Raw genomic sequence first — 20,488 nt, 5'->3', positions numbered from 1 at the left:
TGACAATATGTATTGTCAAAACTATATTAAGTTGACGAACTGCACACATTGGCAAATGAGATCACGCTGTGATAAAGCCAAGCGGCAGCATAAAGGAATAAGGAATCACAATGAAAAACTTCAAAAATAAAGTGGCTGCCATTACAGGTGCAGGTTCAGGTATTGGTCAGCAATTGGCTGTGCTTTTGGCGAAACAAGGGTGTCATCTGTCTTTAAGCGATGTGAATGAACAGGGTCTAGCGGCAACCGCTGAATTGGTTAAAGCCAGCAATGTACGTGTAACGACGCAAAAACTCGATGTGTCAGACCTTGCAGCAATGAAAGCATGGGCAGCACAGACCGTTAAAGATCATGGTTCCGTGAATATGATTTTTAACAATGCGGGGGTGGCATTGGGTACGACCGTTGAAGGGGCAAGCTATGAAGAACTGGAGTGGATTGTCAATATTAACTTTTGGGGCGTGGTTTATGGCACCAAAGAATTTTTACCGTATATCAAGCAAAGTGGTGAAGGTCATATCATCAATATTTCCAGCTTGTTTGGCTTAACAGCACAGCCAACACAGTCGGCATATAATGCCACTAAATTTGCAGTACGTGGTTTTACCGAATCTTTACGCCAAGAATTGGATATTGAAAACTGTGGCGTGAGTGCGCTATGTGTACATCCGGGCGGTATTCGTACCAATATTGCCAATGCCGCAAAAATGAATGACAGCTTGAAAAGCTTAGGCATGAACCCGCAAAAATCGGCACAGTCATTTAATAAATTCTTGCGTTGTCCACCTGAAGAAGCGGCTCGTCAAATCATTGAAGCAGTACAAAAAGATAAGCGTCGTTTATTGATTGGTAATGATGCAAAAGCGATTGATTTAATTCAACGTTTACTACCAACGGGTTATCAAAAATTAACAGCGATGGCGACTAAATTTGGTCAATAAGCGGTACATACAATCGATTGAAAAGAACCCACGTCAGTGGGTTTTTTTATGCCCGAAGGAAAGCCCAAGGCATATTTCTTATTTCATAAAATGAGATATAAAAATGGAGATATCTGATGATTTGAAATAAGCAACTGTTGCATAACCAACAGTTTTTTGGCGTTAAAACCAACAGAATTTATCAGGTTTAAATAATAAAACTTTAAAAAATAAATACTTAAAATGTTGGCACAGTTGTTGCCATATTAGAGTGAACAAAACTCACCACTGTATGGAACATTTATGAGTACTTTTACGCATCGATATCTTTCTGCTTTTCGTGTCCTACAACAGGCATGTTGTTGTGCTATGACACTCGCGATGATGCGCGCTTAAATTCTAAAAGCTGTCTTCGAGTTTCGGTCGTGCATAAGTTGAATAAAACCTACGACCACTCAGATTAATTTTTAAAAAACCCACGCAGTACATTCACTTCATGCACCTTGCATGGGGTTGGGGGATTTTGCGCTTTGGGAAAAATGTTAGTGAAACCAAATCATGAAAAAAACCACATTAACCGTTGCGGTCGGACTGATTTTATCCGCAACCAGTCAGCTGAGTTTTGCATCGGATGAAGCACTTCAGCAAGAACTGAGCAGCTTAAAACAACAAATTGAGAGTTTGCAAAAACGCTTAAATGCCGTGGAATCTGGTGCAACGAAAAGCCAAGTCGTCGAAACCGCCGCTGTGACGACAGACGATACGACCAACGCCGCTGATGTTGAAGGTGAAACGCAGGTTGCAGAAGTAACCACAGCAACATCCGAAGATATCGACGGCTTACGTGCAGATATTGAAAACTATAAGTACGATCAGTCACGTCAATATGAACGTCAAACCACCAAATCGACCCGTGACACAACCCTGTATGGCACGGTTCAACTACGTGCCAGTGCGCTCGATGAAACGGGTGTGTTGGGTGCAACCAAATCGACATTTGATATTGGGACTGCGCTAATTGGTGTGCGCGGGAATTTATTCCGGGATTATAACGAAGGCAAAAACCTCGATTATCAATTGTCCTTTGGTTATGGCAAACGCAATGATGGCACCAATAACAGTAACTTTAACTTACTAGATGCCTTTGTTCGCTATAACGCTTTTGCCACCAATGCGGGCCCCGAAACAGCCAAACTCAACTTTACGCTCGGTCAGCAGTTATTGCCCTTTGGTCTAGATGTGCAGTCTCCTGAAGATTTGCGTCCAACCATTAGTACCGCTGCAGCTTCGACCTTTTTAGGACTGTTTAACCGTCAAAATGGATTTATCGTCCGTGGTGATGCCAAACCTTTTGTCGACTTTGCATCGAACTACCGTGCGCCGCTGTTTGAGTATGCCTTAGGGGTAACCAATGGGAATGCCAGTAATAAGGCGGATGACAACAACGGCAAAGATTATATCGGTCGTGTGGCTTTTACCTTGCCAGTGGACTACGCCAGCATTTTACGTGAGTTGAAGTTTGGGGCCTCTTATATCAAAGGCGAATCGAAAATTTCAGCCGGCGGAATCACTGATAATGCTGCAAAACGCGATCGTTTGGGTTTCGATATTTATTATAACCACGCCCCATTTGGCGTGACTTATGAATATCTGCAAGGCAAGACCGATTATGTCGACACTGTAGCCCAAGACATCAAAGAAGCCAAAGCGGAAGGGCATACTTTTACCGCTTTCTACACCTTGGGCGATCAGTTCTACAACAGTATTAAATCCAATGCCAAATTTGATGATTTCTGGCCAAAGTCAGTCCAAGGCTATTACCGTTTTGACCGCTATAACCCGAATAAAAACAACGCAAGCTATCTCGACACCGCGAGCGGTCGTATTGGTGAATATGACATTCACTCTTTGGGCTTAAATCTGTTTTTTGCGCAAACCACAAAATTCCAATTACAGCTGAATCACTACCTGTTTGATGTCGAAACGGCAAATCAAAAAGACACCAATGAGCTGCAAGCTCAGGTTCAGTACACCTTTTAATTCAAATATTTAAACCATTAAGGAACATTTAAAATGAAAATTATCTCTAAAAAAATCGCAGCTACATTCTTGGCACTTTCAGCACTTGGTTTAAGTGTTCAATTGCATGCTGCCAATCCCAAAGAAATTCGTATTTCTGTATCAGGCGCGGGTGAGGGGGGTAAACCCAAAGTGGGCGGTAGTTTTGTAGCTACAGCACATTTAAGAGGTGTGCTTGAACAAGAATTTAAAAAAGATGGCATTAAGGTGAATTGGCTGTTCTTCCCCGGGGCTGGACCTGCAACTAACGAAGCTTTAGCTAATGGCAAAGTTGACTTTGCATTGCATGGCGATTTGCCCTCATTGGTTGGACGTTCAACAGGATTAAAAACCAAAGTGTTGTTCTCGACAGGGCGTTTTGGCCCAACTTATGTGGTGGTGCCTGCCGGCTCTAATGCCAAATCCTTTGCAGATCTTAAAGGCAAAAAATTCTCCGTCTTTAAAGGCACCAATGGTCAGATCGTCTTTAACCGTGTGTTAGCGAAATACAATTTAACAGAGCGTGATTTACGAGTGATTTCGCAAGATGCCTATTCGGCACGTACGGCGTTAGCGACGGGAGATATTGATGCCACGATTACTTCGCCATTTAGTTTGCAAGCACGTGGTGTGGCGAAAACTTTAGTTGAAATTAAAGATCCGAAAGTATCACCGATTGCGCACTTTTGGGTGACCGAAAGCTTTGAAAAACAATATCCAGAGGTGGTGCAACGTGTCGTGACGACACTGATTAAACAAGCGCAGTGGAGTTCTCAAGAAGCTAATCGTAGTGCGCAATATAAACTTTGGGCACAAAGTGGCATTCCGTTGGTGGATTATCAAAAAACGTGGGATGGCTGGAATTTAAAAGACCGTACTACACCATTACTCGATGAATTCCATCGTTCACAAATTGACAGTGCTTTAAAAATTGCCAAAGACGCTCGTTTAATCCGTCGTGATGTGGATACCAAAACATGGTATGAGCCGAAGTATCTAAATAATGCCTTGAAAGAGCTGAAGTTAGAGGGTTACTGGCGCCAATTTAATGCTCAAGGTCAACCGAAGTAAGTCGCAGCCATGAGTCGTCCGATTGAAAGCAATGTAATTGCCAGTCCATTAACCACCAAATTTATGAGCAGTTTTGTGCTGCTCACGATTTTGGCTGGACTGGGTGTGGGTGTCGCACGGGTATTAATTTCCTTGTATGCCGTGCATTTAGAAGCCACCGAATTGCAATTGGGGCTAATTTCTGCAGCGCAAAATTTTGGCATTTTGATCATGGCATTGCCGATTGGTGTGTTGGTACAGCGCTTTGGATCTTTAAAAATATTTTGCATCGGCAGTGTGTTGGGCGCCGTGGTGTATAGCTTAACGCCACTCAAAGCCGGTGCATGGTATCTCTTTGCAGTCACAGCCTTAGTAAGTTTTGTCTTACCCATGCGCTTTGTTTCGATCAATACCGTTTTTTTGAGCAACTTAAAACGTTTAGGTCCAGCCCGTGCGGGTTGGTTTCGCGGTTCGCACATGATGGGATATTTCCTGATTGCGCCTGCATTGAGCGTGTTGTTGATTAAGCATTTCGGCTATGGCGGAAGTTTTTATGTGGTGTCTTTGCTTTTTTTAGGTACCTTGCTGTTGGCTCCGTGGTGCTTTCAACGTAGCACTCCGCAAGTGACGAATCGCCCGCATTTTCAATGGCGAGATATTGTGGCGCCTTTGGCACTCATCAAAACCCATGCCTCATTACGGATTGTTTGCATATTGGAATTTTTGAGCAGCTTGGCAAATAACTACTTTGGCTTTTTCATTGTGGTGATTGCTATCCAAAGTTTTGCACTTTCAGAGCCAATGGCGGTGATGCTGCTGACCGTACAAGGCATTGTGTTTGTGGGATCGCTATTTAGCATGGGCGGTTTGGCTGAGCTGATGGGTTATCAAAAATTTTATTTGATTGGCCTAAGCCTGATGGCAACGGCATTACTGATCTTAGCTCTAACCAAGATCACGCTGTTGATGTGGCCTGCTTCGGTCATGTTTGGACTTGGACTCGGTATGTTGCATATCGCCAATTTTATGTCTTTCGCCCGAGTGGGTGAGCAAACCGCGATGGCTAAGATTTCTCCAATTTTAGCCCTCGTCGGACCTTCGGGTGGACTGTTGGGTGGCTTGATAGGTGCCGTATTTGGCGCACAGGTTGGACTACAAAATTTATTTTTACCAATCGGGCTGGTGTTTATTGGTCTGATTATTTTGATCAGCAAAGATCAGGAATTTATTCAATTTTTAAAACCTGATGTCTCAGAACAGAGCGTAAAAGGACAAGAATTATGAGCCTTACGGATGTATCTGCACATTCGGTTCCCTTGCAAAGTGACCGAAGTGCGTTGGATTTTTTTAAGACCTATTTAAAACTAACTTTGCAAGTGGCGTGTGGACTCCTGATGCCAGTTTTATTGTTCGGTTTGTGGTATGTGGCAACACTCAAACATTGGTTGCCAGAGCAAATTTTACCTGCACCGAGTTTGGTGTGGCAAAGCACAGTTGAATTATGGCAAAGCGGTGAATTGAGTTTTCATTTTGCCATCAGTGCCAAACGTATTTTATGGAGTGTCTTGCTTGGTGCCAGTGTCGGGATTTTGCTTGGTACTGTGTTGGGATTAGCAAAGCGTAGTCGGGACTTTATTTTTCCGACGGTGAATCTTGTTGCTCAATTTCCGATTGTTGGCTGGATTCCATTATTGATGATTTTCTTAGGCATCGATGAGGCTTTGAAGATTGCCGCTATTTCATTGGCTGTGTTACCACCGCTGTTGATTGCAACCTATAAGGGCATTACTCATGTGCCGAATAGTTTGATGGAAGTGGCAGAGGTTTACCAATACAGCAATTGGCAGAAACTCAAAGAAGTGATTTTCCCAGCTGCACTACCCAGTGTGATCAGTGGTTTACGTCAAGGCATTATGCAGGCGTGGTTGGCATTGGTTTTTGTCGAGTTATTAGCAAGTAGTGAAGGAATTGGTTATCTCATGGTGTGGGGACGTCAGCTAATGCAGATGGACTTGATCTTCATGGCGATCATTCTGATTGGTATTACGGGCTATGTCTTAGATACCTTGCTGGCTTGGTTAGAAAAAACTGCGCGCTTTCACGCAACCCGAGTAGGAGGGAACTCATGAGCATTCTTTCATTACACGGGGCAGCGCGCCAAGTCTTAGTTAAAGCAGCAAAAGCACTCGTTCTACCTGTGGCATTTATCGCACTGTGGGCAGTAGCCTCACAGCAAAATTGGGTTGATCCAAAGTTGATTCCTAGTCCATGGCTCGTGCTGCAAAAAGCAGTAACCGTGCTCCAACAACCGAGCTTTTTGACAGGCTTTGGCGAAAGTTTGGCGCGAAATTTTATCGGCTATGGCATAGGTGCGATAGCAGGTGTGTTATTTGGCATCTTAATCGCGAGTTCACGCCTTTCGAATTGGTTATTTGCACCGAGCTTTCATGTATTGCGTCAAATTTCACTGTTTGCATGGTTGCCACTCATTTCGACTTTTTTAGGTGAGGGACATGGCGCCAAAGTGCTGTTTATTACTTTGTCGGTGTTTTACCCCGTGGCGCTACATACCTTTGAAGGCGTGAGCAGTATTTCGCATAAATATCGTGAAGTGGCCGAAGTCTACCAATTTCCCAAGACATACGCGTTTCGTAAATTGATATTACCCGGTGCTTCTGCGCAGATTTTTGTCGGTTTACAACTTGGGCTGATTTTCGCATGGCTTGCCACCATCGGCTCTGAATTTTTAGTGGCGAACTATGGCAATGGTCTAGGCAATATCGTGATTCAAGGGCGTCAGGCTTTTGATGTCGAACTGATTATTTTTGGCATGTTGCTGATAGGCATTGTGGGCGTGTTGCTCAATACGGTACTGACTTGGGTTGAGCGTAAAGTTTTAGCTTGGCAGCAGGTTGGATAGGAGAACATAACAATGAAAAAAATGACAATCCATAACATTCCTCAACTCTGGCGCAATATGTTCCTTGCAGCATTGGTCGGTGGCACAGCCTTGGTTGGTTGCAGCACACAGCGAGTGGATGAACCTCAGCAAGTGGCTTTAAAAGAACTACGCTATCAAAGCTATCCGGGACTGGTGTCATTACCTGAATTGGCACAAGACTTGGGCTATTTAGGCGACGTTAAACTCAGTTATGTCGGCACGGTACAAGGTGGGCCACAAGATTTACTCACTTTGGTGGCCGGTGATGTTGATTTTGCTGGCGCCTTTAATGGTGCTGTGGTGAAAGTCATCGCTGCGGGTCTAGATGTCGTTCCCGTAGTGGCTTCTTATGGCAGTGATGCTGAACAAAACGTGGGTTTTTATGTGCTAGAAAATAGTCCTATTCGTGGCCCACGAGACTTTATTGGCAAGAAAGTCGCAGTGAATGCCTACGGGGCGCATTATGACTTTGTGGTGAAAGATTATTTGGCTCGCCATGGATTAACCGAGGATGAAATCCGTCAGGTCGAACTGATTATGTTGCCACCGATGAGCTCAGAACAAGCTTTACGGAATGGGCAAATTGATATTGCGGTGTTCTCAGGCATTTTGGAAAAACGGGCCTTAAAACATGGTGGTGTACGTAGCATCTTTAAAGATATTGATTTATACGGGCCCTTTACCGCAGGCAGTTTTTCGATGCGCGGTGAGTTTATTCAATCGCATCCCGAGTTGGCTCGCACTTTTGTCAGTGGCGTGGCCAAAGCTCAAGAATGGCTACACAACACGCCGAAAGAGCAAATCATTGCCCGTATGGAAAGTATTATCGAAAAACGTCAACGCAATGAAAATACAGCACTGATTCCATATTACACAGGCACAGGTGTCCACGAAGTGGGTGGTGTGCAAAAAGATCAGGATTTTGCCCCATGGGTGAGTGCCTTAGAAAAAGAACACAAATTAAAACCGAATCAAATTGAGGTCAGTCGCATCTATAGCAATGAATTTAATCCCTATGCGAAAGACCAAAAATCAAAAGGAACATAACAATGACCAGTGCATTACATTTAGATCACGTGCGTAAGGTTTTTCCTGCACAGAACCATGTAGGCAGTAAAAACTATAAGCCTGAATTTGTTGCTGTAGAAAATGTTACTTTGGATATTCAGCCGGGTGAATTTGTTTCAATCGTGGGGCCAAGTGGCTGCGGAAAATCTACATTATTAGACTTAATTGCGGGTTTAACCAAACCGTCGGCAGGGCAGATTTTACTGAGTGGCAAGCAGATTACTCAACCGGGTTTAGACCGTGGCATTGTGTTTCAGCAATATGCGCTCTATCCATGGTTAACCGCACTGGAAAATATCGAATTTGGTCTAGAAGCCAAAGGCGTAGCAAAAAAAGAACGCCGTGAAAAAGCCGAATACTATTTGCAGCTTGTGGGTCTCAGTGGCTTTGAAAAGCATTATCCGAATGAGCTTTCCGGCGGGATGAAACAGCGGGTTGCGATTGCCCGAAGTTTGGCTTATGAACCAGAAATTTTATTAATGGATGAGCCCTTTGCTGCCCTAGATGCGCAAACCCGAGAAACCTTACAAGCCGAGCTGATCAATATCTGGAAAAGTTCGAAAAAAACCATTGTTTTTATTACTCACAGTATTGATGAAGCAATTTATCTGAGTCAGCGTGTGGCGATTATGACCTCGAGACCGGGTCGGATTAAGGAAGTGATTGAAATTCCTCAAAGCCTGCGCAGCTCCAGTGAAGATGTCCGTTCATTGCCTGAATATGGCCGAATTCGCCATAAAATTTGGTCATTGCTCAGTGAAGAAGTGATTAAAGCGCAAGCCCTCGAAAAACATAAACAGCTTGCACATAACTAAAATATTCAGAGGATTTATTTATGTCATCGACTAAACAAGCCATCAGTTATACGCAATCGTATAACGACATTAAACCCAGACTACAATTCACTTGGTTAAACACGGTCTTTAAACGCACCATTGCCATTGTGGCTTTTTTCTTGCTGTGGGAGATTCTGCCGCGGAGTGGTGTGGTCAATCCGGCTTTCTTACCGCCGTTATCTGTAGTATTGGAAACCACATGGCAGCTATATCAAAGCGGTCAATTAGGCATCCATTTCTTTGCCAGTATAAAGCGTTCCATTATTGGTTTCATTTTGGCCCTAGCGATCGCAATTCCTTTGGGTCTCATCATTGGTTGGTACAAGCTCGTGGCTGAAACCTTAAATCCATTGTTAGAATTGTTTCGAAATACCACAGCATTGGCGTTAATGCCGCTGTTTATCTTATTTTTAGGCATTGGTGAAACCTCAAAAATCAGTCTGTTGGTCTACGCGTGCACATGGCCGATTTTATTGAACACTATTACAGGCGTACAAACGGTCGATCCTTTACTGATTAAATCGGCACGAACCATGGGCCTAAAACCCTATCAATTGTTCCGAAAAGTGATTCTGCCTGCGTCGGTTCCGACGATTTTTGTCGGTATCCGTCTAGCAGGGGCAATTTCTATTTTGGCCTTAGTTGCAGTAGAAATGTTTGGTGCCAAAGCAGGTCTGGGATATCTGATTATTTATTCGCAATTTAGCTTTGAAATTTCACAAATGTTTGTAGGCATATTAGTCATTACCCTCGTAGGTTTATCCTTTAACTATTTCTTGATTGGACTAGAAAAATACTTCACAGCGTGGAAACGCAACCCTGTGGAATAATCTAAATGAAATAGAAAAATAAATAAAAAACCTCGCTTTATACCGAGGTTTTTTATTACTGATTTTTTATATTTAAAATAATGCAATGAATAAAGAATAATGTAGATGAATATTTATGTATCAGTTTTTGGGATTATTATTTTAATGTGGAGTAAATAAAAATATGACTTATTTATAATAAGCCATATTTAATTAGGCGAGTGCGAATCACGTTCCTTGTCACTCCAAGCAAACGAGCCGTATGCACTTGATTGTATTGACAGTGCTGATACGCACTTCGGATAAATTTTTCTTCAATCAGATCATTAATATTGTCATGCTTAAGTTGATTTGCGGCTTGAAAAATTTGTAAAAAGGTCTGCTCAAGTAACTGTCCAGCATCTTGAATATCTTTGATGTTGGCTACAGCAGAGGTGGCATTTTGTAAGTTAAAAGGTTCTGCACGCGAAAACGACGATGCACTTTGAATACTCGAAAAACTAATATCTTCTGGTTCAATCACACCTTTTTCACTGACTAAAATCGCATGTTGAATGGTATTTTCTAATTCGCGAATATTTCCCGGCCAGCTATGTAAATGGAGTTTCTTGAGCGCCAATGGGCTGAGGCGTAATGGTGTGTCATGTGGGTTGGTTTGATAGACCTGAATGAAGTGTTTAACCAAAGGCAAAATGTCACCACGACGCTCTGAGAGACGTGGAATGCGTAGTAACGCCACATGTAAGCGGTAGAATAAATCTTCCCTGAAACGCCCGTCCTGTACGGCATGCTCTAAATCGACATTGGTTGCGGCTATGATTCGGACATTAATTGGAATGGATTTGAGTGAGCCGACTCGAACGATCTCTCTTTCTTGTAAAACACGGAGTAATTTGACTTGCATAGGCAAGGACAGGTCACCAATTTCATCTAAAAATAAGGTGCCATTATGGGCTGCTTCAAACCAACCGACACGGCTATTAATTGCCCCTGTAAAGGCTCCTTTTTCATGTCCAAATAATTCGCTTTCGACTAATGATTCGGTAAAGGCACCACAGTTCACTGCGATAAATGGACCTTTGGCACGATGGCTCAATTGGTGGATTTGGCGTGCAACCAATTCTTTACCTGTGCCTGTATCACCAATGATGAGTGCATTGGCCTCACTTGGTGCAATTTGTTCAATTCGAGACAACAACGCTTGCGATAACGGATCTGCAAAGACCGTTGCTGTTGCCCGTTTATGTTTCAGTGCAGAGGGCACTGCAGGGTGGGTCAAAATAGACATATCGTTTCTTATAGTTGTTGAAAATGCAGATCATGATGAAAGATTTAAAAATAAAAGATAAATAATAATTCGATATTTAAATATCAGTTTCACCGATAAATTCATGCGTGGATTATTTATCTGATTTTAAGATAAATAAAATCGGGATAACTAAAGGATAAATCAAGATATAGCAAGTGATTGAACTGTTTTATAGTAAAGCTCTATAAATAACAAAAGGCATAATTAAAATGGCGATTACTTCAGTAAATGTGCGAAACCAATTCAAAGGCGTGATTAATGAAATCGTAGAAGGTCCTGTGGTTTCAGAAATTGATGTGGAAACCAAAGCGGGCTTTTTTACGTCCGTGATCACGACGCGTTCAGTGAAGGATTTAGATTTAAAAGTAGGTTCAGAGGTGGTGGTGTTAATTAAATCGACGGAAGTGTCACTGGCTAAACTCTAAGGTTTAGTCCAGCAAAGTTTGTCAGCACAAATAGAGAATAATGATATGAGCGTAGAACAAGCTGGTTCGGTTTCTATTCAGCAGCTAACGAAACATTATCCCACACAAAAGCAAGAAGACTTAACCGTACTTAAGGACATTAACCTGAATATTCAGCCGGGTGAGTTCATTAGTATTGTGGGAAGTAGTGGCTGCGGAAAATCCACATTATTACGGTTGTTGGTTGGTCTAGAGCGTCAGTTTCAGGGCCAGATTTTGGTTGATGGTCAGCCTATACAGGGCACGAGTTTGGAACGCGGCATCGTGTTTCAAGATCATCGCCTGTTTCCATGGTTGACGGTACGGGAAAATGTACGGATTGCACTGCATAAAAGCCAGTTTAGCCGTGCAGAAGAAGACGTATTGATTGATGAACATTTAGAGTTGGTCAAATTAACCCAATTTAAAGATGCTTATCCTTCGCAGTTGTCTGGTGGGATGAATCAACGTGTGGCGATTGCCCGGAGTTTGGTGAATCGACCACAGATTTTATTACTCGATGAACCCTTTGGCGCACTCGATGCATTGACGCGGCAAAATTTACAGGATGAATTACAGCGAATCTGGCAAAGTGAAAAAATCACCATGATTATTGTCACCCATGATGTCGAAGAAGCGGTATTTTTGGGCGATCGGGTAGTGGTCATGCAGCCGCATCCGGGACGAATTAAACGTATTGTAGATATTCATTTAGCCCATCCGCGTAAACGCGAAGATGTCCGTCTGACCAATATTAAAAATGACATTTTGACTGACTTTAGTGATCCAGTAAAAGATCAGTTGCTTGAACCTTTATCTCACCGATTTGCCGATTATAAATTTGCATGGTAAGTCTGAATTGACCATCACCTAGACAATGTAAAAGCCCTGAATTCAGGGCTTTTTTTAGGCTTATCAAATATAGGTCAGTATGATCATCGCTTAAGTTGGATTAATATCAGTCCATAAAAATGCCCCAGTTGGGGCATTTGTTTTTCAGTTTTATTAAACGTTGGTTTATGAGGCTTGGGAGGTATGTCTTTTTTCTAAAACATATTGGTTTTCAGGGCGTTTTAGACCTAAGTTTTCACGTAAAGTCGTGCCTTCGTATGCCGTTCGGAATAGACCGCGACGTTGTAGTTCAGGAACGATGAGATCGACAAAGTCATTTAACCCCGCAGGTGTTGTTGGCGGCAGTACATTAAAACCATCGGCAGCGTCATTCTCAAACCATTCCTGCAGTTGGTCTACGACTTGTTCAGGCGTGCCGATCAAGGTCCAATGTCCACGGGCTGAAGCGATATATTGATAGAGCTGACGAATACTAAAATTGTGCTTCCGGGCAATATCAATCATCATCTGCTGACGACTTGAGAAATTAATGTCTGCATCTTCTATTTTCGGGAAAGGGGCATCTAGATCAAATTTGGCCAGATTAATGCCACCTGCCAAAGCAGACAATAAACTTAAACCCACTTCTGGGTGAATTAAACTATTTAAAAAGTCATATTTTTCTTGGGCTTCTTGTGCTGTCTTGGCAACAAAAATCGAAACCCCCGGCATAATTTTCAGGTCATCTGCATGGCGGCCATATTTCACTAAGCGGTTTTTGACATCACGATAAAAGGCTTGCGCATCTGCTAAGTTCTGCTGTGCTGTAAAAATCACTTCGGCATATTTACCGGCTAGTTCACGACCATCTTCAGATTGCCCAGCTTGAACAATCACCGGATAGCCTTGCGGTGGCCGAGAGACGTTGAGAGCACCCAGTACCTGATAGTATTGGCCCTGATGATTGGGCTGATGTTGTTTTCGGGCATCAAAAAATTGCCCAGTTTCTTTGTTGTAATGGAAGGTATCATCCTCCCATGAGTCCCAAAGTTTTTGAGTCACCTCAATAAATTCATCGGCACGTTCGTAACGCTCTTTGGGTTCAGGGTGCTGCTGAATGTTAAAGTTTTTTGCGGCATCGGCAGAGGCTGTCGTTACTACATTCCACGCAGCACGACCTTTAGAAATATGATCTAAAGAAGCGAATTTTCGCGCCAAAATGTAGGGGTCTTCATAAGTCGTGGACGCTGTGGCAATAAAGCCAATATTTTGCGTCACAGCAGACAGGGCTGCAAACAATGTGACGGGTTCAAAGCCGACGCCTTTATCGCCCAAACCTTTCTCACCTTCGACAGCAGAACTCCAACGGACAGACAGACCATCGGCAAGAAAGTAGGCATCGAATAAACCACGTTCTGCGGTTTTTGCCAGTTCAATTGCATAATCAATATTGAGATGATCTTGTGGGCGAGATTCAGGATGACGCCAACCCGCGACATGCTGTGAGGTGGTTGGAATAAAAGCCCCAAGCTTTATTTGACGTTTAGACATAAAAAATTTCTCATCCCAATTATTCTTAAAAGATAAAAGGGATAAGAACAAAATCTATGCCAAACCGTAATTGTTTGAAAATATGCAATTTTTAATTTTAATTGGTTCTAGGTGTAGATAAATCAACAGGATATAAAACCAAATGTTGAAAAATAAACAGCAGTTTAACGGCAAACTTTATGCATGGATCCGTACAAGATTTTCCATATTGAGATGCAAAGCTGCGGATTGGCATTGAACGCTATTAGCGAGCCTTATAGCAATACTTTGATGGCTTTTCGTCTCCATACCAGTTGGTAATACAGCCCTTGTAAAATACATAAGCTGACAAAGGCCAAGGCATAGGCATACCAAATGCCTTTTAAGCCCCACCATTCACTGAATAGGTAGGCACACGGCACTTCAATGCAAATAATCGCCATAATATTAATAATCATCGGCACGGTCACCGTTCCGCTAGCCCGCATAATGGAAGCAAAAATCGCACTGGCACCAAAAAATAAAATCGACCAAAGCACAATGAACAGCAATTCTTGACCGAGAACCACAACTTCAGGATCTGTAATAAATAGCGCCATTAAATATTTAGAGAACAAATAGCCCAATGCCACCAAAATACCAGTAATAATGAAATTCATCCCGATGGCCGTACGTTTCACGCGATTAATTAGTTCAGATTGACCCGAACCGATGGCTTGCGCGGCAAAAATAGAAGCTGCAATCGCGATGGACAAGGCCGGGAATTGGATATAGTTCAAAACCTGATTGACCGCGCCATATGCAGCAGTGGCATCAGCACCATGGCGGTTAACTAAACCGACAATCACGAGACCGGCCACAGAGGTCGTGACCATCTGTATACCCGTAGGAATGCCTAGTTTTAAGATAATTTTGCTGAGATCATGTTGATGGCGAATATGACGAATCAACTCGAAGTCGAGTTTGAGCGGATGATCTTTCTTTTTTAAGTAGAAATATAAAAACACCAAGGCAATTAAAAAGCCGATATGACTGGCAATGGCAGGGGCAATAATGCCTAATGTTGGAAATCCAAATTTTCCGGCAATCAGCACGGGTGTAATAATCAGCCCTGAACCAATGGTCATACCCGATGCAATCAGCGGTGTTGTACTGTCACCGACCCCACGCAAAATCGAGGTGTAAATAATATAAATAAAGAGTAATGGACTACCGGCAAGCATCCATTGCACATATGGCAAAGATAAATGCATCACGTCAGGGGCTGTGCCTAAGGCCAATAAAATGGGCTTGGCAAATATCACCCCTAAAAAGGCAATGATGCTGCCACCAATCAAGGTCATAAACAGCGTTGAACCCACGACGGTACGAACTTTGTCAAGGTTTTGCGCGCCCCAAGCTTGCCCCACCAACACGGTTGCACCTGCCGAGAGCCCGATCACAAAAGCCATTAAACAGAACAAGATTGGGAAAAATACCGCAACCGCTGCAATGGCATGCACCCCAAGCATCTGACCGACAAAAACGGTGTTAATGGTCCCAGATAAATTCTGCAAAATATTGGTGGCGATCAAAGGCACCAGAAAAACTAAAAACGTTTTCCATAAATTTTGCTGAGTAACGAGGGACTGTTGTTTTGACATGCTCAGGTCCTAGACGCGGCTTTTTATGATTTTAAGTTACTGATAACACTATCATGTTGGCATTCAAAAAAGCCTTAGTTTTTGAGTAACCAAGGCTTCATTATTTCTACATGTCTGTTTTAAAAAAACGTTTGGGCAGATACGGCTTTAAACCGCGGAGAGAATCTCTGCAGCTCGATCTAAGGTGGCATCTTGTTTGGCAAAACAGAAACGTAATAATCGTAAATTTTCCGGCGGTTTTTGATAGAATACCGAGACAGGAATCGCCACGATTTTATGTTGCTCTGCCAACAACTGACACATCTCCACATCGCTTAAATCTGGGCGTATGGCACTGTAATCAAGGTTTTGGAAATAGGTACCTGCCGATGGAATCAACTCAAATCTAGAGTGGCTTAAGCCGGCATTGAAACGGTCACGCTTGGCTTGGTAAAAATCGGCCAATTCAGCAATGTGCTCAGGATGTTCTGCCATAAAGTTAGCCAATGCCATTTGTACAGGCGTAACACCGCAGAAATTGGCAAATTGATAGATTTGGCGAAACACTTGCATCAAGGCTGGCGCTGCAATGCAATAACCAGTTTTCCACCCTGTGACGTGAAAAGTTTTACCAAATGAACCCACGACAAAACTACGTTCACGCAGCTCAGGAAATGCCAAAGCAGATAGATGCTGACGACCATCAAAAATTAAATGCTCATAGACCTCATCTGATAGCACAATAATATTTTTATCTTGAATCAGTTCGATCAAGTTGAGCCAGTCCTCACGATCCCAAATAGCACCTGTTGGATTATGCGGTGTATTGACAATAATCATCCGGGTTTTGTCGTTAATCGCAGCGGCAACACGATTCCAATCCACAGTAAAATGGGGCGTCTCTAAGGCAATATGAATGGGATGAGCCCCAACCAATTTTACACTGGGCGCATAACTGTCGTAGCTCGGATCAAAAATAATCACTTCATCATCCGCATGAACCACGGCTTGAATGGCACTAAAAATACCAATGGTTGCACCCGGGGTAATGGTGACTTCGGTGTGAGGGTCAATATTTAATTGGTCTCGATGAGCAAACAGTTGGACCAATTGTTCACGCAAATGTATCAGTCCATCGCCGGGTGCATATTGGTTAAAACCTTGTTGCGTCGCATCACTTAGCGCATTTAACAGTGCAGGAGGTGCAGGGAAATCAGGAAAACCTTGAGATAAATTCAGTGCATTTAGACGCTGCGCCATTGAGCTCATGACGCTAAAAATAGTCACACCTTGTGCAGGCAGTTTGGATTCAATTGTGATCATGGAGCTTAAAAATTTTTAATAGGTTGCATTTTGAGTGTAGCAGCATCTCAGCGACTGCGAAAAGTTAGATCCGTAAAATTGATCCTGCATTGATGATCCTATTCACTTGAATACTAAAGTGTTGCAAAAGCCAAAAAGAAGAATTCAACAAATTATTTGCAAAATGGGGTAGACGAAAAAATAATCATTTCCTAAAATGCCGTCATTAAAAAAATTAAATACATAATAACAATGCTTAAAAATATTCACGCCATGGTGGAAAACTTTGGCTTTAGCGTACAGAAACGTGCGCTACACATTCATTTCTCAAATGAACACCTAAATTCTGAAGTTTTTATTCAACGGATTGAAGGTCAACACCGTATCAATCAAGGCTTTCGTGCGGAAATTATTTGTCTCTCGACCAATGCTCATCTTGCTTTAAAGCAGTTTATCGGTGGCCGAGTGGCTGTCGATCAAGTGACAGATTTGGGACAACTCAGTCGCCTGACTGGGGTGATTACCGGGGCAAGCCAAGGTCAAAGTGATGGTGCATTGACCGTTTATAAGCTGGTGATTGAGGATGCCACAGCACTCTGGCATAAGCGTCGTAACAGCCGTGTCTTTATGAATAAATCGGTTGGGGAGATGACCGAGATTATTTTTAGTGAATGGCAGAAAAAAAGTGCTTTGTTTGCTGCAAGTTTAAGTCTGAACTTAGAGGGGTTGGCACGTACTTATGATGTGCGTCCATTTACTATGCAAGCCAATGAGAGTGACTACGAATTTCTGACTCGACTGTGGCGTAGTGAAGGGATCAATTGGTTAATTGATGAAGCTGAGTTATTTGTTGCATTTTCGGCTGCACCAATGCAAGCACAGCAGCTGCGTTTAATTGATACCAATCAAGCTTATAGTGCTTTGGAACGGAAAAAAATTCGCTTTCATCGGAGTCATGCCACGGAACGCTTGGACACGATCACCAGTTTTGTGGCAGAACGTTTTTTACAATCGACCACGATTCAAACGCAGCGTTGGCAAGCTCAACAATTGGCACAAGACCAAAGTAATCCACTCTTAAGCGCCCATGCACAGAGTGAACAACAGCACAATGAAACCTTAAGTTTAGAGCAGGCGTGGACCATGAGTTCGGCTTGGACAACCGACCTTAAAGGTGCAGATCAGGCGACCACTTCAAATACACAGCAATTGGATCAGTTGAATCGGCAACTCAATCAATATCAGGAATTACAAGCCAAATATTTTACCGCCAGCAGTAGCGTAAGGGATGCACAAGTTGGGTATTGGTTTGAATTAGAAAATCATCCTGAAATCGATCAACATCAAACGACAGATCGTGAATTTCTCATATTGGGCAAAGCATTTTATAACCAGAATAATTTACCCAAAGATATTTTGGTTCAATTAGAAAAGTTACTTGCCGCGAGCCGTTGGCTATCTTTAGGGGATGAAAGGCAGGCCAACGAGCTGTATGTGGTCCGTCGGCAAATTTCTGTGGTGCCTGAATATGATCCTTTATTACACCGGCCACCTGCGTTTCCACAGCGGGCTAAAGTGGTCGGTCCAGAAGGTGAAAGTATATATGTCGATGCTTGGGGGCGTATCAAAGTTCGGTTTACGTTCACCCGCAGCGATGACCATAGTCATGATGGTGGAGCAGGGAGTAATGATAATGACAGTGACTCGGCTTGGGTTGATGTGCTGACCCCATGGGCAGGTGAAGGTTATGGCGCACGTTTTCATCCTCGTATTGGCGAGATTGTGGTTATCGACTTTTTTGAGGGAGATGTCGATCGTCCCTTTGTAGTAGGACGAATACATGAAGCTGAACGATCTCAGACCATGTTTGACCTCAAAGGTCAGCTTCCTGAAACCAAAAAACTCAGTGGTATCCGCTCGCAAGAAGTTGCGGGAGCAGGCTTTAACCAACTGCGCTTTGATGACACGACGGGGCAGATCAGTACCCAATTACAAAGTAGTCATGCAGCGACACAGCTGAATTTAGGTAATCTCAGCCATCCTAAAGAACAAGACAGTAGCCATGGTCGAGGAGAGGGTTTTGAGCTGCGAACGGATGCTTGGGGGGCAATGCGTGCAGGTAAAGGTTTACTTATTAGTACCTATGCGCAGGATAAAGCCGTTGCCGATCATCTTGCTGCTGCTGAAGCTCAGTCTCTTTTAAATCAAGGGCATCAGAGCATGAATATGCTGAGCGATTTAGCCGTAAAGCAGCAGACCGATGCATTAAATGTGATTAATCGTTTGCCGAAGTTAATAAACTCTTTAGAAATCAAAAGTACTGCCGAAGGTGTCAAAGCGACTTTAAATTTGTTCAAGGAGGATTTAAGTCGAGACCCATTGGCAGCGTTAAAAAACTGCAAAAGTTTTGTCAAAGAAATGGGCTCAATCGCACATGATGTCAAAAGTACAGTAAAAGAATTTAAAGCATTTTTTAATGATGCTGAAGATGCCTTCGATAACTTAAAGTCTGTCATAGATCATATTGAAGAAAATGGTAAAGATGTGATTCAAGGGCGGATCGCAAGTCTGAAAAGCAACCTAAAAGAAGATCCATTAAAAGCATTAAAAGATGTGGGTAAATTGATCGAAGACATCAAATTTAACCCCGATGATTTGTTGAATAATGCTGGTTTTGGTTTGCCACCAGCGATGACACCCATAAAAGCATTAGAAAAAGTACAAGGCTTTATGGAAGGCTATGCGCAAGGTTTAGAAAAATCCAATACAGCGGCAAAACAAGAACAAGGCAAATTATTCCGCCAAGCGTTGATGTTGCTTGCATCACCTCATGGTATTGCACTCACTACACCGGAAGATATTGTTTTACAAGCCTCGCAGGATATTGCAGAAAGTGCGCAAGGTTCGATTAATTTCAGTGCTCAAAAGAATATTGTCAGTCATGCACAAAACAAAATCAGTCTGTTTGCGGCTCAAAAGGGCCTGAGTGCTTACGCCGCAAAAGGGAAAGTTGAATTACAAGCCCAAGATGATGCTATTGAAGCAATTGCACGAAAGGTGATTAAGCTCATTTCAACGGAAGATAAAATTGAAATTACAAGTCCTAAAGAAATCGTGCTGACCGCAGGCGGTTCACAGCTGAAAATTAATAGCAGTGGAATATTTACAACAACAGGCGGCAAGTTTGAGAGTAAGGCGGGGCAGCATAGTTTTGTGGGAGGCGGAACTGCAATAACACCTAAAGTAAGTTTGCCAAAGCTAGAAGCAATTTATAGTAATCAGGTTGATTACATTTGGAATGAAAATTCCACAATAGAAAAAGAAATTATTATTTTAAATGAAAAGCAGAATGTCTTATTAAAAGCTAAAAAAGATTTATTAGATAATGAAAATAAAATAAGTTCTTTACGATTTTATACACCAAAAGCGGATGATTTTATTGCGTTAGGTTTCGATTCTTCATATGTTTCGCTGAAACAAAAACGATTAGATGGTGATAATAAAGATGAATTATTAGAAGAGGCTTTACTTGAGTTTGATGATAATAATGTATATACAAGTGAGGATTTTTAAATGGCTGAATTAAATACAATAATAGCAAAATTCTTTGATAGTTCTGGAAAGTATGTAATTAATTTAAATGGGCTTTGTTGCACAAAGATTTGAAATGCAAAGCGCCCCTAATTGATCCAAATTTAAGGCGTAACTTGGGTAAGTGGGCGACCTAATTCCGTAAATCTGTTAAGGACTGCTACACGTGCATGGATCT

At 42.6% G+C, this 20,488-nt stretch carries 16 protein-coding genes; 12 read left to right on the top strand and 4 right to left on the bottom strand.

The window, feature by feature from the left end:
- Positions 1-110 precede the first annotated feature (110 nt).
- The 9 genes from FTU22_RS11765 (at position 111) to FTU22_RS11725 (ending at position 9,703) form a co-directional block, all read left to right on the top strand.
- Positions 111-941: an SDR family oxidoreductase gene (locus tag FTU22_RS11765; protein WP_180094584.1), complete on the top strand. Its 831-nt coding sequence runs from the start codon at positions 111-113 to the stop codon at positions 939-941.
- Positions 942-1,478: 537 nt separating this feature from the next.
- Entirely contained in the window at positions 1,479-2,960 is a 1,482-nt protein-coding gene (locus tag FTU22_RS11760) for a carbohydrate porin (RefSeq protein WP_180094582.1), read from the top strand.
- A gap of 33 nt (positions 2,961-2,993) precedes the next feature.
- Positions 2,994-4,049, top strand: coding sequence for an ABC transporter substrate-binding protein (locus tag FTU22_RS11755; protein WP_180094581.1), 1,056 nt, complete (start codon positions 2,994-2,996; stop codon positions 4,047-4,049).
- Between the two features lie 9 nt (positions 4,050-4,058).
- Complete coding sequence (locus FTU22_RS11750; protein ID WP_180094579.1) at positions 4,059-5,312, top strand: MFS transporter; 1,254 nt, start codon at positions 4,059-4,061, stop codon at positions 5,310-5,312.
- Positions 5,309-6,157 (top strand): ABC transporter permease, encoded by an 849-nt coding sequence (locus FTU22_RS11745; protein WP_180063303.1) that lies wholly within the window; start codon positions 5,309-5,311, stop codon positions 6,155-6,157. The genes FTU22_RS11750 and FTU22_RS11745 overlap by 4 nt, the downstream gene beginning before the upstream one ends.
- Positions 6,154-6,948: an ABC transporter permease gene (locus FTU22_RS11740; protein ID WP_180094577.1), complete on the top strand. Its 795-nt coding sequence runs from the start codon at positions 6,154-6,156 to the stop codon at positions 6,946-6,948. Before FTU22_RS11745 ends, FTU22_RS11740 begins: the two co-directional genes overlap by 4 nt.
- Before the next feature lie 12 nt (positions 6,949-6,960).
- Positions 6,961-8,016: an ABC transporter substrate-binding protein gene (locus FTU22_RS11735; RefSeq protein WP_257225925.1), complete on the top strand. Its 1,056-nt coding sequence runs from the start codon at positions 6,961-6,963 to the stop codon at positions 8,014-8,016.
- 2 nt (positions 8,017-8,018) lie between these two features.
- Positions 8,019-8,852: an ABC transporter ATP-binding protein gene (locus FTU22_RS11730; RefSeq protein ID WP_078191496.1), complete on the top strand. Its 834-nt coding sequence runs from the start codon at positions 8,019-8,021 to the stop codon at positions 8,850-8,852.
- 20 nt (positions 8,853-8,872) lie between these two features.
- Positions 8,873-9,703, top strand: a complete 831-nt coding sequence (locus FTU22_RS11725; protein WP_180094576.1) for an ABC transporter permease — start codon at positions 8,873-8,875, stop codon at positions 9,701-9,703.
- A gap of 172 nt (positions 9,704-9,875) precedes the next feature.
- On the opposite strand, the gene FTU22_RS11720 is transcribed toward FTU22_RS11725, so the two are convergent.
- On the bottom strand, positions 9,876-10,970 hold the full coding sequence (locus tag FTU22_RS11720; protein WP_180094574.1) for a sigma-54-dependent Fis family transcriptional regulator: 1,095 nt from the start codon (positions 10,968-10,970) through the stop codon (positions 9,876-9,878).
- A gap of 230 nt (positions 10,971-11,200) precedes the next feature.
- On the opposite strand from FTU22_RS11720, the gene FTU22_RS11715 reads away from it, so the two are divergent.
- Both FTU22_RS11715 and FTU22_RS11710 read left to right on the top strand, forming a co-directional pair.
- Positions 11,201-11,416: a molybdopterin-binding protein gene (locus FTU22_RS11715; protein ID WP_067765474.1), complete on the top strand. Its 216-nt coding sequence runs from the start codon at positions 11,201-11,203 to the stop codon at positions 11,414-11,416.
- 45 nt (positions 11,417-11,461) lie between these two features.
- Positions 11,462-12,286 (top strand): ABC transporter ATP-binding protein, encoded by an 825-nt coding sequence (locus FTU22_RS11710; protein WP_078194037.1) that lies wholly within the window; start codon positions 11,462-11,464, stop codon positions 12,284-12,286.
- A 165-nt stretch (positions 12,287-12,451) separates the two neighbouring features.
- On the opposite strand, the gene FTU22_RS11705 is transcribed toward FTU22_RS11710, so the two are convergent.
- The 3 genes from FTU22_RS11705 to FTU22_RS11695 form a co-directional block, all read right to left on the bottom strand.
- Positions 12,452-13,816 (bottom strand): LLM class flavin-dependent oxidoreductase, encoded by a 1,365-nt coding sequence (locus FTU22_RS11705; protein ID WP_180079008.1) that lies wholly within the window; start codon positions 13,814-13,816, stop codon positions 12,452-12,454.
- A gap of 254 nt (positions 13,817-14,070) precedes the next feature.
- Entirely contained in the window at positions 14,071-15,438 is a 1,368-nt protein-coding gene (locus FTU22_RS11700; protein WP_180094572.1) for an MATE family efflux transporter, read from the bottom strand.
- Between the two features lie 147 nt (positions 15,439-15,585).
- Positions 15,586-16,740 (bottom strand): methionine aminotransferase, encoded by a 1,155-nt coding sequence (locus tag FTU22_RS11695; RefSeq protein ID WP_180094570.1) that lies wholly within the window; start codon positions 16,738-16,740, stop codon positions 15,586-15,588.
- A gap of 231 nt (positions 16,741-16,971) precedes the next feature.
- On the opposite strand from FTU22_RS11695, the gene FTU22_RS11690 reads away from it, so the two are divergent.
- Positions 16,972-20,292, top strand: coding sequence for a type VI secretion system Vgr family protein (locus FTU22_RS11690; RefSeq protein WP_180094569.1), 3,321 nt, complete (start codon positions 16,972-16,974; stop codon positions 20,290-20,292).
- Positions 20,293-20,488: the final 196 nt, after the last annotated feature.

Source organism: Acinetobacter sp. YH12076, from assembly GCF_013419525.1.
Taxonomy (GTDB): Bacteria; Pseudomonadota; Gammaproteobacteria; order Pseudomonadales; family Moraxellaceae; genus Acinetobacter; species Acinetobacter amyesii.
The sequence above is the reverse complement of the archived record's forward strand: the minus strand, read 5'-3'. Positions and strand labels throughout refer to the sequence as shown.